This window comes from Synechococcus sp. CB0101 (assembly GCF_000179235.2).
Taxonomy (GTDB): domain Bacteria; phylum Cyanobacteriota; class Cyanobacteriia; order PCC-6307; family Cyanobiaceae; genus Vulcanococcus.
In genome coordinates, this window is the sequence record NZ_CP039373.1 from 2,410,411 (window position 1) to 2,423,435 (window position 13,025).

General features: G+C 66.9%; 18 protein-coding genes. 17 read left to right on the plus strand and 1 reads right to left on the minus strand.

Annotation, left to right across the window (positions count from 1 at the left end; genetic code table 11):
- Nucleotides 1-50 precede the first annotated feature (50 nt).
- From CB0101_RS13045 to rsmD, 5 genes are all read left to right on the plus strand, one after another.
- Nucleotides 51-1,214 carry a GuaB3 family IMP dehydrogenase-related protein gene (locus CB0101_RS13045; RefSeq protein WP_010303668.1) on the plus strand — a complete coding sequence of 388 codons (1,164 nt, stop codon included), beginning with the start codon at nt 51-53 and terminating at the stop codon, nt 1,212-1,214.
- Between the two features lie 183 nt (nt 1,215-1,397).
- Entirely contained in the window at nt 1,398-1,721 is a 324-nt protein-coding gene (gene trxA, locus CB0101_RS13050) for a thioredoxin (RefSeq protein WP_010303670.1), read from the plus strand.
- A 101-nt stretch (nt 1,722-1,822) separates the two neighbouring features.
- Nucleotides 1,823-2,875 carry a TIGR00730 family Rossman fold protein gene (locus tag CB0101_RS13055; RefSeq protein WP_010303673.1) on the plus strand — a complete coding sequence of 351 codons (1,053 nt, stop codon included), beginning with the start codon at nt 1,823-1,825 and terminating at the stop codon, nt 2,873-2,875.
- Nucleotides 2,872-3,498: an imidazole glycerol phosphate synthase subunit HisH gene (gene hisH, locus CB0101_RS13060; protein ID WP_010303675.1), complete on the plus strand. Its 627-nt coding sequence runs from the start codon at nt 2,872-2,874 to the stop codon at nt 3,496-3,498. The genes CB0101_RS13055 and hisH overlap by 4 nt, the downstream gene beginning before the upstream one ends.
- Nucleotides 3,495-4,067, plus strand: coding sequence for a 16S rRNA (guanine(966)-N(2))-methyltransferase RsmD (gene rsmD / locus CB0101_RS13065; RefSeq protein WP_010303678.1), 573 nt, complete (start codon nt 3,495-3,497; stop codon nt 4,065-4,067). The genes hisH and rsmD overlap by 4 nt, the downstream gene beginning before the upstream one ends.
- A 19-nt stretch (nt 4,068-4,086) precedes the next feature.
- Here rsmD and petG read toward each other — a convergent pair whose 3' ends face one another.
- The gene (petG, locus tag CB0101_RS13070; protein ID WP_010303680.1) at nt 4,087-4,200 is read right to left on the minus strand and encodes a cytochrome b6-f complex subunit V; all 114 of its coding nucleotides are present in this window, start codon (nt 4,198-4,200) and stop codon (nt 4,087-4,089) included.
- A gap of 73 nt (nt 4,201-4,273) precedes the next feature.
- Here petG and CB0101_RS13075 point away from each other — a divergent pair, with 73 nt between their 5' ends.
- From CB0101_RS13075 to CB0101_RS13130, 12 genes are all read left to right on the plus strand, one after another.
- Complete coding sequence (locus CB0101_RS13075) at nt 4,274-4,666, plus strand: cytochrome c (protein ID WP_029552726.1); 393 nt, start codon at nt 4,274-4,276, stop codon at nt 4,664-4,666.
- Complete coding sequence (locus tag CB0101_RS13080; protein ID WP_010303684.1) at nt 4,663-5,388, plus strand: RNA methyltransferase; 726 nt, start codon at nt 4,663-4,665, stop codon at nt 5,386-5,388. The genes CB0101_RS13075 and CB0101_RS13080 overlap by 4 nt, the downstream gene beginning before the upstream one ends.
- 90 nt (nt 5,389-5,478) lie before the next feature.
- Nucleotides 5,479-6,525, plus strand: coding sequence for a serine hydrolase (locus CB0101_RS13085; protein WP_043716941.1), 1,047 nt, complete (start codon nt 5,479-5,481; stop codon nt 6,523-6,525).
- Nucleotides 6,522-7,901 (plus strand): DUF3370 domain-containing protein, encoded by a 1,380-nt coding sequence (locus tag CB0101_RS13090; protein ID WP_010303688.1) that lies wholly within the window; start codon nt 6,522-6,524, stop codon nt 7,899-7,901. Before CB0101_RS13085 ends, CB0101_RS13090 begins: the two co-directional genes overlap by 4 nt.
- Nucleotides 7,898-8,986, plus strand: a complete 1,089-nt coding sequence (gene bchI, locus CB0101_RS13095; RefSeq protein WP_029552727.1) for a magnesium chelatase ATPase subunit I — start codon at nt 7,898-7,900, stop codon at nt 8,984-8,986. Before CB0101_RS13090 ends, bchI begins: the two co-directional genes overlap by 4 nt.
- Nucleotides 8,987-9,003: 17 nt before the next feature.
- Nucleotides 9,004-9,480: a crossover junction endodeoxyribonuclease RuvC gene (ruvC, locus tag CB0101_RS13100; RefSeq protein ID WP_010303692.1), complete on the plus strand. Its 477-nt coding sequence runs from the start codon at nt 9,004-9,006 to the stop codon at nt 9,478-9,480.
- Nucleotides 9,477-10,079 carry a 5-formyltetrahydrofolate cyclo-ligase gene (locus tag CB0101_RS13105; RefSeq protein ID WP_010303694.1) on the plus strand — a complete coding sequence of 201 codons (603 nt, stop codon included), beginning with the start codon at nt 9,477-9,479 and terminating at the stop codon, nt 10,077-10,079. The genes ruvC and CB0101_RS13105 overlap by 4 nt, the downstream gene beginning before the upstream one ends.
- A 7-nt stretch (nt 10,080-10,086) precedes the next feature.
- Complete coding sequence (locus CB0101_RS13110; protein WP_246833773.1) at nt 10,087-10,341, plus strand: hypothetical protein; 255 nt, start codon at nt 10,087-10,089, stop codon at nt 10,339-10,341.
- 42 nt (nt 10,342-10,383) lie between these two features.
- A complete protein-coding gene (locus CB0101_RS13115; RefSeq protein ID WP_010303699.1) occupies nt 10,384-10,836 on the plus strand; it encodes a hypothetical protein in 453 nt (150 codons plus the stop codon).
- Complete coding sequence (locus CB0101_RS13120) at nt 10,836-11,255, plus strand: SufE family protein (RefSeq protein WP_010303701.1); 420 nt, start codon at nt 10,836-10,838, stop codon at nt 11,253-11,255. The genes CB0101_RS13115 and CB0101_RS13120 overlap by 1 nt, the downstream gene beginning before the upstream one ends.
- Before the next feature lie 62 nt (nt 11,256-11,317).
- Nucleotides 11,318-12,628 (plus strand): homoserine dehydrogenase, encoded by a 1,311-nt coding sequence (locus CB0101_RS13125; RefSeq protein ID WP_010303703.1) that lies wholly within the window; start codon nt 11,318-11,320, stop codon nt 12,626-12,628.
- A gap of 183 nt (nt 12,629-12,811) precedes the next feature.
- Nucleotides 12,812-13,015, plus strand: a complete 204-nt coding sequence (locus tag CB0101_RS13130) for a hypothetical protein (protein WP_010303705.1) — start codon at nt 12,812-12,814, stop codon at nt 13,013-13,015.
- Nucleotides 13,016-13,025: the final 10 nt, after the last annotated feature.

Below are 13,025 nucleotides of genomic sequence, written 5' to 3' on the forward strand. Positions count from 1 at the left end.
GGCGTTATCGGGCCGGTTGATAGCTTGGCTCGATTGCGTCACGGATTTCGGTGGAGATTCAGCTCGGTCGTTCTCGCACTGTTCGCCGCGCCTACGGCATCGATGAGATCGCTCTGGTACCAGGCGGTCGCACCGTTGATCCGGCGGTCACCGACAGCAGCTGGACCCTGGGCGGTGTGACCCGCGAAATCCCGATCATCGCCAGCGCCATGGACGGCGTGGTGGATGTGGGCATGTGCGTGGAGCTCACCAAGCAGGGCGCCCTTGGCGTGCTGAATCTTGAGGGCGTGCAGTGCCGCTACGACGACCCCAACCCCGCCCTCGATCGCATCGCGGCGGTGGGCAAGGAGGAGTTCGTGCCGCTGATGCAGGAGCTCTATAGCCAGCCGGTGCGTGAAGACCTGATCCGCAAGCGGATCGCCGAGATCAAGGAGCGCGGCGGCATTGCGGCGGTGAGCGCCACCCCCGTGGCCGCCCTCAAATTCGGCAAGGCCATCGCCGAAGCCGGCGCTGATCTCTTCTTTGTGCAGGCCACGGTGGTGAGCACCGAGCACATCGGCCCTGAAGGTCAAGAGAGCCTCGATCTGGAAGCCCTCTGCCGCGATTTCGGTGTGCCGGTGATCATCGGCAACTGCGTGACCTATGAGGTGGCGCTGAAGCTGATGCGTGCCGGCGCCGCCGGCGTAATGGTGGGCATCGGCCCTGGCGCCGCCTGCACCAGCCGCGGCGTGCTGGGCATCGGCATCCCCCAAGCCACCTCGGTCGCCGATTGCGCCGCCGCCCGCGACGATTACATGGCCGAAAGCGGTCGCTATGTGCCGATCGTGGCCGACGGCGGCATCGTCACCGGCGGTGACATCTGCAAGTGCCTGGCTTGCGGCGCCGACGCCGTGATGATCGGTTCCCCGATCGCCCGCGCCGCCGAGGCCCCCGGCCGCGGCTTCCACTGGGGCATGGCCACCCCGAGCCCTGTGCTACCCCGCGGTACCCGCATCAAGGTGGGCACCACCGGCAGCCTGGAGAAAATCCTGCGCGGCCCCGCCTCCCTCGACGACGGCACGCAGAACCTGCTGGGCTGCATCCGCACCTCCATGGGCACCCTTGGCGCCCGCACGCTCAAGGAGATGCAACAGGTGGAAGTGGTGGTGGCTCCTTCGCTGCTCACCGAGGGCAAGGTGTATCAGAAGGCCCAGCAGCTGGGCATGGGCAAATAGGCCTGCCACACAGACGCTGAAGACAGCGGCGTTACCCTCGTACCGTGCGGGCTCCGGCCCACACACTCCTCACACCCCCTGGCCCGGCGCGACCGGGCCTTCTGTCTTCTTTACGAGTTCCGGCAGCCCTGAAGGCAAGCTGGAAACCGTTGCTAGATTCCCAAAACACTGACCCAACCTCGGATGTCCAGCGCCGCAGCCGTCACCGACGCATCCTTCGAGCAAGACGTGCTCAAGAGTGATGTGCCAGTGCTTGTGGATTTCTGGGCCCCCTGGTGTGGTCCCTGCCGCATGGTGGCCCCGATCGTTGACGAGATCGCCAAGGAGTTTGAGGGCAAGATCAAGGTGTTCAAGCTGAATACCGACGAGAACCCCAACGTCGCCAGCCAGTACGGCATCCGCAGCATCCCCACCCTGATGGTGTTCAAGGACGGCCAGAAGGTGGACACCGTGGTGGGTGCCGTGCCCAAGACCACCCTCTCCGGCACGATCGCCAAATACCTCTGATGCAGCGAAGGCTCGCATCCGCGGCCCGATAGCCTCAAAGCCCGGCGCAGCTGCCGGGCTTTTTTCATGCGTCAGTCCACCCCAATCACCCCCGTCGGTTGATGGAGCAGAGCCCCCTTCAGGCCCTCGATCAGGAGCTGCAGAACCACCCGCAGCGGCGCGCCATCGAACGCAGCATCGTGAGCCTCCTGGAGATCGCCAAGGGCAGCAACGATGCCGATGAATGGCGGCTGATCAACGGTGCCCTGGCCGATATCCGCGATGGCTTGAGCGTGTTCGCTCCCCACCGCCAGACCCGCAAGGTGACCGTGTTCGGCTCGGCGCGAACCACCAGCGACGAACCGGCCTACCGGCTTGCTCAGGAGCTGGCGGTGGAAGCGGTGGCCCGCGGCTTCGAGGTGATGACCGGCGCCGGTGGCGGCATCATGGAGGCCGCCAACAGTGGAGCCGGCTGCGAGAACAGCATCGGCCTCAATGTGGATCTGCCGTTTGAGCAGCACGCCAACCGTTTCGTGAATGCCTGCGACGGGCGTCTACTGCACTTCCGCTACTTCTTCACCCGCAAACTGTTTTTCCTGCGTGAAAGCGATGCGCTGGTGGTGATGCCGGGCGGCTTCGGCACCTTTGATGAGCTGTTTGAATCGCTCACCCTGATTCAAACCGGCCGCACACCACCGATCCCGCTGGTGATGCTCGCCCCCAGCGGCGATCATTTCTGGCCCGACTGGCTGCAGGACATCCAACACGATCTGGCCAGCCGCGGCCTGATCTCCCCGGAAGACACCAGCCTGCTCAAACAGGCCAGCACCGCCGCCGAAGCGATGCAGCACATCTGTCATTTCTATCGGGTGTTCCACACGGCGCAGTTCGCCGAAGACCGGATGGAGCTGCTGCTGCACAGTGAGCTCCCCGCAGACACCGTGGCCGAGCTCAACCGCGAGTTCGACGATCTGGTGGATGAGGGCAGCCTCAGCCAAGGCGAAAGCTGCGATAGCAACGGCATCCTGCGGCCCTGCTTGCGCTTCCACCTCGATCGCCGCCGGGTGGGGCTGCTCTATCAGCTGATCGACCGGCTCAATGATCTTCCGCTGGAGGTGGCACCGGCGATCGAGCAACCTGGCGAAAGGATCCGCTCTGCCCTCTCCTGTTCATGAGCACCATCGGCCTGATCGACTACGGCATGGGCAATCTGCACTCGGTGCAGCGGGCCTTTGAACGCCTCGGCTGCCGCATTCAGGCTGTGCACACAAACACCGAGATGGAAGGGTGTGATGCGTTGGTGCTCCCCGGCGTGGGGGCCTTTGATCCGGCCATGGAGCGGCTCGAGCAGTCGGGCCTGGCGGAGGCGCTGCGTGAATGGTGCGGGGCTGGTGGGGCCCTGTTGGGCATCTGCCTGGGGTTGCAGCTGCTGTTTGAGGGCAGTGATGAAGGCACGCGGCAGGGGCTCGGCCTCATCCCCGGCCATGTGGCCGCCCTCCCCAAACAACCGGGGCACCCTGTGCCCCACATGGGCTGGGAGCCTCTGCAACCGATGACGCCCAGCCCGCTGGTGCCGCCCGATGGCCAGCCCGCCTGGATGTACTTCGTGCATTCCTATGCCGCTGTGCCCAGCGATCCCGCCTGCACCACAGCGGCAGTGTCGTTCGGTGATCACAGCATCACCGCGGCCGTTTGGCAGGGACGCATCGGCGCCTGCCAGTTCCACCCTGAAAAATCGAGCCTCAGCGGTGAAGCGATGCTGCGCCGCTGGCTGGCGTGGGTCAACCAACCGGAATGAGCTTGCGTCTCAGCGGTGGCCGCCGCCTGCACAGCCCCCCGGGAGACACGGCCCGGCCGACGCCATCGCGGGTGCGCCTGGCGGTGATGAACATGCTGGCGGCCGACCTCCCGGGCTGCCGCTGGCTCGATCTGTTTTGCGGCAGCGGCGTGATGGGCTGCGAAGCCTTGCAGCGCGGTGCAGCGGCGGTGGTGGCGGTGGATCAACAGCGCGGCATGGCCAGCACCAGCCGCAGCAATCTCGAGCTCACCGCCTCTGGACTAACCCCTACCCCCGAGCTGCAGGTGGTGTGCCAGGACGTGGTGCGCTGGCTTCAGGCGGGCCGCGCCGCAGAGCAGCAGCCCTTTGATCTGATCTACGCCGACCCTCCCTACGCCGCTGGTCTGTACGGAGCCGTAGCAAAGGCGGTGCGGCAAGGCGGCTGGCTCAGCGGCCACGGCCTGCTGCTGTTGGAATGCAGCTCATCGGCCCTGCCCGCCTGCACTGGCAAGGAGTTTGAGGGCTGGGAGCTGCTGAAGCAGAAGCGTTATGGCAGCAGCACCGTGCTCATGCTCAGTGCTGCTGCCTGACTCGGAACTGCGGGGGGGCTCAGCCGCCCAGAGCGCTGCCGCGGCGGTACTGGTTCCAGGCCGCCACAAACAGGCCGGTGAGGGTCACGGGAATCAGACCGAGCACGATGCCGCAGAGCAGGGGTTCGATCATGGGGTGGCGCACCAGTGTTGGTTGCACAATTCTTTCACGCGCTTGAGCCGAGCGCGACCCACTCTCACCATCTGTGACTGCACCGTCCGCCCCTGAAAGCCCCGAGAGCACCGGCACCAGCCGAGGCTTGATTCCTGCCCTGGTGCTGCTGGCGGCGGCCTGCGTGGTGGTGCTGTCGCTCGTGGTGCTTCCAGCAGCCCGCAGCGACCCCTACACCCGCAGCACCCTGCAGCTCAGTGGAGCGGCGGATCGCGGCGAGCAGCTGTTTCTGATCAACTGCGCGGGATGCCATGGCATCGCCGCCCAGGGTCTGGTGGGGCCGAACCTTCACGGGGTGGACAGCCGCAAGAACAACCGTCAGCTGATTCAGCAGGTGGTGAGCGGCCGCACCCCGCCCATGCCGCGCTTCCAGCCCGAACCCCAGGCCATGGCGGATCTGCTGGCCTACCTGCACACGCTCACATGAGCCTGGCTGTGGTGTTGGTGGAGCCTGCAGGCCCCCTCAATGTGGGCAGCGTGGCCCGGCTCTGCGCCAACTTCGCCATCGATCAGTTGCGCTTGGTGGCGCCCCGTTGCGATCACCTCGGTGCTGAAGCCCGCCAGATGGCAGTGCACGGTGAAGCGCTACTGGAGCAGGCCCAGCTCTACCCCGATCTGGCCGCTGCGATTGCCGACTGCCAGCGGGTGGTGGCCACCAGCGGCCGCATCGAAACCGAAAGCCTGCCCTTGAGCGAGCCAGCCCCTGCCCTCCGCTGGCTCTGGCAGGGCAGCCGTGGCGATGCCGGCGCAGCCCTGGTGTTCGGCCGCGAGGACCGCGGCCTCAGCAATGCCGAACTGCTCCAGGCCGGACGGCTGGTGCGCCTGGCCACCAGTGAGGCCTACGCGTCGCTCAACCTCTCCCATGCGGTGGCGATCTGCCTGCACGAACTGCAGGCCTGCCGCACCACAGAGCGCACCGAGCCAGCAGACCTCGGCAACCTCTGCGAGCGCGGCGCCCTAGAGGCGACCCTGGCCGATGCCGAAGCGCTGCTGCTTGAGGTGGGCTTCCTTTATCCCCATACAGCAGCAGCGCGGATGGCCAAGCTGCGAGCACTGTTGCAGCGGGCCCAGGTGCAGGAGCCTGAGGTCGCCCTGCTGCGCGGCATGGTGCGCCAACTGCGTTGGGCAGCGCGGCAAGGGACCCCTTAACGTCCGGTCCGACCGCCGACAGGCAGCACCCGTGAGCGCGAGCCGCCCCAAACGCTCCAGCAGCACCCCCGGTTGGGGGGGCCGCTGCGCCTGGTGTTGCGGCTCACGGTGATGGGGATCGGCCTGGGGGTGATCACCGGCACCACCTTGAAGCTGCTGGCACCGCAACTGGCCGGCGGGGCAAAACCAGCTGGCGCCAGCAAAGCGCCCCAAGCACTGCTCCCCACCGCCCAGCCCCTGCCCAGCGGCATGGCCCTGGGCCGGTTTGAACCGAAAACCGAGCTCACCGCCGTGAGCCAGAAGTGGGCTCAGCTGGCGGCACGCCACAAAGATCTGCAGGCCAGCGGCTACTTGCTGGTGCTCGACGACGGCCGTTTCGCCCAGCTGCAGCCCGATCGCGCCATGCCGGCAGCCAGCTCGATCAAAACCCCGATCCTGTTGGCCGGGCTCGAAGAACTCGATGCCGGCAAGCTGCGCTGGAACGAGCCGCTTGCCCTCACCAAGGAGGTGATCGGGGGCGGCGCCGGCTGGATGGCCAGCAAACCCGTGGGCACCCGTTTCCCGTTCTGGGAAGCCGCCACCGAAATGATCCGGGTGAGCGACAACAGCGCCACCAACCTGCTGATCAAGCGCCTGGGGGGGAAAGTCGCCCTGAACGCCCGCTTCCAGGCCATGGGCCTCACGGCCACGGTGGTGAACAACTGGCTGCCCGACCTCGACGGCACCAACACCACCAGCTCCCTGGATTTGGCCCGTTCGATCGCCCTGGTCGACACCGGCGAGATGCTCAGCCCCAGGGCCCGCGACCTGTTCCGCGGCGTGATGGGCACCTCCCGCACCAACACCCTGCTGCCCCTTGGACTGCTGAAGGGTCTGGGAGGCGATTCAGCTGATCCCGACAGCGCCCTGCTGGCCCACGGTGTGACGGTGCTGAACAAAACCGGCGACATCGGCATCGCCTACGCCGATGGAGGTTTGATCGAGCTGCCCAACGGCCAGCGGGCCGTGGCCGCTTTCATGGTGAAAGGCCCGTTCAACGACCCGCGCTCCACCGAGCTGATCCGCGCCATGGCCGCCGAGGTGGCCCGGGCTCTGATCGGCAAACCCGGTGGCGCCGCACCTGCTGCAACCCGATGATCCTGCCCCTGCTGCTGGCGGCCACTCCGGCTGCCGCCACCCCTGCGGCCCCAGCACCGCCGGCGCCGATTCTGCGCCGCCAGACCGTTGCGCCCCTACCAGGGCAGCTCGATGGGGTGCTGGTGGTGAACGACAACAACCCGGAGCTGATCAGCGGGCCGGGGATCCTGCTGTCCACCTTCCCCACGGCCGGCCGGCCGCAGCCGGACGCCCATCTGGATGTGGCCCTGAACGGACGCTTCGATCTGTTCAGCCACCACGTGTATGCCGGCAAGCCGGACAGCCTCGATTCGACCCTATGGCTGGCGGTGGTGGCCGAACCGCGCGGGAGCCAGCCGGTGTCATTGCAACTGCTGGGCGGCTCCACGGCGCTGTCGCAGGCCACCGACAAGCAGCAGCCCGAGGCGCCCTTTTTGCCCCTGCCTGCGCTGATGCCCCAGGACGGGCATGTGTACAGCGGACCTGGCAGCCGCGTGGCCACCGAACTGCTGGCCCGCCAACGCAACAAGCTGCTGCCCGATCGTTGGACTCTGGAACCTGGCCGCGTCAGCACGCTGATCGTGCTGCCATTACCGGTGAAAGGCCTCGACCCCCTGCTCAACGGCCGCAACCTACAGCTCCGCCTACAGAGCTCCGGCCCCCTCAGCCTGGCCACCCTGGCGGCCTACGGCAGCGGTGATCAGCCCCCGGCAGCGGAGTCTTGGGCTCAGCTGCTCAACGGTGGCCTGAGCCCCAAGGAGCATCAGCCCACCCCTCGCGGTGCCAGCGGCCGCATGGTGTATTCCCGCGTCAGCGGCGTGCAGATCGGCAGCGTGTGGAGCGGCACAATCACCGATCCGGGCAAGCCCTATCTGGCCGCCAGCAGCGCGCCGATCTCCTGGCCAATCGCCTCGCTGGAGCGGGGGAGCCTGGGCACCGGCCAGGTGCAGACCGCTGAGCTGAAAGCCTTCTATCCCGGCACAGCCTGGGCCGCCCACGGCAACTACGGCGTGGAATACAACCTCTCCATCCCGCTACGCAACACCAGCAGCAAACCGGTGCAACTGGAACTGGCGTTTGAATCACCGCTGAAAAGCGACACAGCCCAGGGGGGCCTGCGCTTCAATCCCCAACCCGGCAAATCGGTGATGTTCCGCGGCAGCGTGGAAACCACTGGGCTCGACAACAGCAGCGGCCAGGCCGGCGGGCGGCGCAGCTTCCACCTGGTGCAACGGGTGGGGCAAGAGGGACCGGCCCTCGGCACGGTGAGCCTGGCGCCCGGGGCCAGCCGTGATCTGCGGGTGCGCCTGATCTACCCGGCCGATGCCACACCGCCGCAGGTGCTGAGCCTGGTGCCTGTGAAACAATCCCCAGACCAGCCAGCCTCCTCTCACTGATGCAAGCCCGCAAGCGCAGGGTCTTCCCCTTCACCGCCATCGTGGGTCAGGAGGAGATGAAGCTCGCCCTGCTGCTCAACGTGATCGATCCGCGCATTGGCGGCGTGATGATCATGGGCGACCGCGGCACCGGCAAGAGCACCACGATCCGCGCCCTGGCTGATCTGCTACCCGAGATCGACGTGGTGGCGGGCGACCCCTACAACAGCTCCCCCGCCGACCCCGACCTGCAGAGCAGCGAGGTGCGCCAGCGGGCCGAGCACGGCGAACAGTTGCCCACCGAGAAGCGCCAGGTGCCGATGGTGGACCTGCCCCTGGGCGCCACCGAAGACCGCCTCTGCGGCACCATCGATATTGAGAAAGCGCTCAGCGAAGGCGTGCGGGCGTTTGAGCCCGGCCTGCTGGCCAAGGCCAACCGCGGCCTGCTGTATGTGGATGAGGTGAACCTGCTGGACGACCACCTGGTGGACGTGCTGCTGGATTCGGCCGCCTCCGGCTGGAACACGGTGGAGCGTGAAGGCGTGAGCGTGCGCCACCCGGCCCGCTTCGTGCTGATCGGCTCCGGCAACCCCGAGGAAGGCGAACTGCGCCCGCAGCTGCTGGATCGTTTCGGCATGAGCGTGGAGGTGCGCACCGTGCGTGATCCCGAACTGCGCGTGCAGGTGGTGGATCAGCGCACCGCGTTCGACAACGACCCCGACGGCTTCAACAACGCCGTGCAAACCACCCAGGACGGGCTGCAGGCCCGGGTGGTGGAGGCGCAGAACCGTCTGCCCCACGTGCAGATCGACGACGACCTGCGCATCCGCATCTCTGCCATCTGCGGTGAGCTCGATGTGGACGGCCTGCGCGGCGACATCGTGACCAACCGCGCCGCCCGCGCTCTGGCTGCCTTCGAGGGCCGCACCGAGGTCACCGAAGACGACGTGGCCCGCGTGGCCGCCTGCTGCTTGCGGCACCGCCTGCGCAAGGACCCCCTCGAGCAGATCGACTCCGGCGACCGCGTGGTGAAGGTGTTCTGCAAGGTGTTCGAGCGCCCTGAATCCAGCGACCGCGGCGCCTTCGAACTGGCGCTGGCGGCCTGAGCGATGGCCGGGGCTCCATGGTGATCCTCGGCATTGACCCCGGCCTGGCCCGGGTGGGCTACGGCCTGATTGAGGTGGAGGGCACCCCGGGCCGGGGGCAGCAGCGGTTGCTGGATTGCGGGATCATCCGCACCGACCCCGGCCGCAGCGAAGGGGAGCGGATGGTGGAGATCGCCCGCGACCTGCGCCAGCTGATCCGCGCCTGGCAGCCCCAGCTGGCGGTGGTGGAGAAGTTTTTCTTCTATCGCTCCAGCACCACGATTTCGGTGGTGCAGGCGCGCGGGGTGCTGATGATGACCCTGGCGCGCTTCCAGATCCCGGTGGTGGAATTTCCGCCGATGCAGATCAAGCTGGCCCTCGCCGGTCATGGCCACGCTGAGAAAGACGACGTGTTGGCCGCTGTGATGCGCGAGCTCAACCTCGACACCCCGCCCCGGCCTGACGATGCGGCCGATGCGCTGGCGGCGGCTCTGACCGGGTGGTTCCAGCGATGACGGAAGCCCCGGCCGACCACACCAAAGCGGAGTGGCGCCGGCGCTATCGCAGCCACCGGCTGAAGCACCTGCCCGCTGCCGAGCCAGGCCTGCAGCAAGCCGCCCTGGGGCTGGCGGCGCACCTCGATGGTGAGCAGCGGCTCGGGATCTATTGGCCACTAGCGGGCGAGGCCGACCTGCGCCCGCTAGCCGAGCACCCCTCGCTGCAGCAGCGCCTGGCGCTGCCACGCATTGCCGAGGGGCAGCTGCGCTATCGCCCCTGGCAGCTGGGGGATGACCTCAGCCCCGACGACACCCGCATCCCCTCTCCAACGCAAGGCCCCGATCTCGAAGCCAGGGCTCTGGGGCTGCTGCTGGCGCCAGCCCTGGCCTTCGACGCAGCCGGGATCCGGCTGGGCTACGGCGGCGGCTGGTTTGATCGCCTGCGCTGCGATCCCCACTGGGGATCGATCCCCGCCCTGGCGGTGCTGCCCGCGGCGTGCCTAGTGTCCGCACTACCCCGCGATGCCTGGGATGTGCCCTTCCCGGGGTGGCTGGATGAACGGGGCATCCATTGGTTGCAAGCTGTTGAGAGCTCCGCCTCGTCCTCGCGCCACTGATCAGGTTTTGGCAGGATCAGTGCAGGCAAAGACCTCAGCTGTGGATCTCCAGGCCAACGACGCGTTCCAGTCCGCCAGCAATGCCAGCCGGCGGACACCCGGTATCCGCGTGAACCGAGGCACGGCTGCTGAGCAGGTGCTCGCTGCAGAACTGAGCGGCCGCCAGGAAAGTGGCGACGCCCTCTCGATGATGGTGAGCTCGATGGTTCACATGGTGCAAGCCGGCAAAACCCGCAGTTCAGGTAACCGCTGGTCGGCCTGAAACCCAGGCGCTTAGCTGGGCACAGCTCCCATTGGCATGGCGATGACGCAATCCCGATCCACCGCCCTGCGCGCCCTGGCCGTAGCGCTCATCTTGAGCCCCGCTGCTGGGCAGGCCCACGGCATTGAGAGCAGCATCACGCGGCTGGAAAGCCTCACCGACAGCCTGGTGCTTGAAAGCCGCTTCTCCAACGGCGAACCCACCAGCGATGCCGTGGTGCGCCTGGTGGCACCCGATGGAGAAGCCATCGATCTGGGCCGCACCAACGCCCAGGGCCAGCTGAGCTTCGCGCTGCCCAAGCAAGCCCAGGGCGAGTGGGAGCTGCAGGTGGATGGGGGCCCAGGCCACCGCGACTATCTGGAGATGCCCGTGCAGCACGGTCAGGCCCAGTTGGATCAGATCAGCCAGCATCGGCCCCATCCGCTGGGATGGCTCGGCGCCCTGGGGGCAACTGCCATGCTGCTGGGACTCCAGCGCATCCGTCGTCACCGTTGATGGCTACAGGCAGCGAGAAGCTCGATCAGATCGTTGAACGCCTCAAAAGCACCGCCGACCCGAAGCGGCGCTACGAATACGTGCTGTGGCTGGCGAAGAAGCTCGAGCCTCTGCCGGAGGAATTCCGCAACGACGCCTTCAAGGTGAAGGGCTGCGTGTCGCAGGTGTACGTGGTGGGGCAGTTGGTGGATGGGAAGCTGCACTGGCAGGGCGATTCCGACGCGGCCATCACCAAAGGCCTACTGGCGCTGTTGATCGAGGGGCTCGAAGGGCTTGAGCCCGGCGCTGCAGCTGGAATCGATCCCGGTTTCCTCAGCGAAACCGGCCTGCAGGCCAGCCTCACCCCTTCAAGGGCCAATGGCTTCCTCAACATCCTCAAATTGATGCAGGCTCAGGCCAGTGCCCTCGCGGCTGGCTGAAGGCCGAAGCGGCTGCGCGTTCGATCAATTTCTAGGATCACCCCTTTCACGGATCAGGCGGCATGACCATCGGCATCGGCTTGCTCGGGCTTGGCACGGTGGGAGCAGGCGTGGCCGAGATCCTGCTCAACCCTCAGGGCCGCCATCCGCTGGTGGGGCAGTTGGCGCTCAAACGCGTCGCCGTGCGCGATCTGAACCGCCCGCGGCCGGTTGAACTGCCCGCCGACGTTCTCTGCACCGATCCCCAGCAGGTGGTGAATGACCCTGCTGTCGACATCGTGGTGGAGGTGATGGGTGGCCTCGAGCCGGCCCGCAGCCTGATCCTGGCCGCCATCGCCGCCGGCAAACCGGTGGTGACCGCCAACAAAGCCGTGATCGCCCGCTACGGCGAAGAGATCGCTGCCGCGGCCGCCGAACGCGGCGTGTACGTGCTGATCGAAGCGGCCGTGGGCGGCGGCATCCCGATCATCGAACCGCTCAAACAATCCCTGGGTGGCAACCGCATCCAGCGGGTGAGCGGCATCATCAACGGCACCACCAACTACATCCTCAGCCGCATGGCGGATGAGGGCGCTGCCTACGGCGATGTGCTGGCTGATGCCCAGCGCCTGGGCTATGCCGAAGCCGATCCCGCCGCCGACGTGGAAGGCGGAGATGCCGCCGACAAGATCGCGATCCTCTCGGGCCTGGCCTACGGCGGTTCGATCGAACGCAGCGCCATCCCCACTGAAGGCATCAACCGCCTCGATGCCCGTGATGTGAACTACGCCGCCCAGCTGGGCTACGTGGTGAAACTCGTGGCCACCGCCCAGTTCCTCGGCACCGACGCCGATGACACGGTGCAGCTTGATGTGCGCGTCAGCCCCACCCTGCTCCCCAAAGACCACCCCCTGGCCGGGGTGCATGGGGTGAACAACGCCATCCTGGTGGAGGGGGATCCCGTGGGTCGCGTGATGTTCTACGGCCCTGGCGCCGGTGCAGGGCCCACCGCCTCCGCTGTGGTGGCCGACATCCTCAACATCGCCGGCATTCGCGAGGCCACTGGCCAGGGCGGCGGCCTTGATCCGCTGCTGGCGGCCAGCCGCTGGCGCAGCTGCCGCCTGGTGGATCCCGGCCAAACGCAGCACCGCAACTACCTGCGCCTGCAAACCGGTGATCAAGCCGGTGTAATCGGCCGGATTGGAAGCTGTTTTGGCGATCAGGGGGTGTCGATCCGCTCGATCGTGCAGTTCGAAACCAGCGGCGACAGCAATGACGCCGAGATCGTGGTGATCACCCACGAGGTGCAGGAGGCCAACTTCCGCCGGGCCCTGGCGGCAATCACAGCCCTGCCGGACGTGAAAGCCGTGGCGGCCTGCTTGCGCACCCTCTGAGCCGGCGCTGAGGCAGATTGGACACAAAGCGAGAACGACCCCGCACCGCTGCGCCATCTGAATCCGCTGACGCAGCGCTTGCTTTGTAGCGACGAGAACCTTTGATCAGCCCATCGCCAAGAAGGCTGCCTGTCGAAACCCCTTCCTCTCTGCGCCACCACCGCTCTGTTTCACACCCGACCCATGACCCTGCATCAGGGTGATTGCATCACCCTCACCAGCGACGAAAACCTGTATCAGGTGATCGGCGTGGACGACCGTCATAACCGCTGCTGGGTGCGGCGCTGGCCCCTGGCCCGCCATGGCTCACCCGTGTTTGAAATTTCCCTGCAGCAAGTGGCCAGCCAAAGCCACCACCATCCCCCACGCCTTGTGCATGGGGCTTGAATAAGCGGGC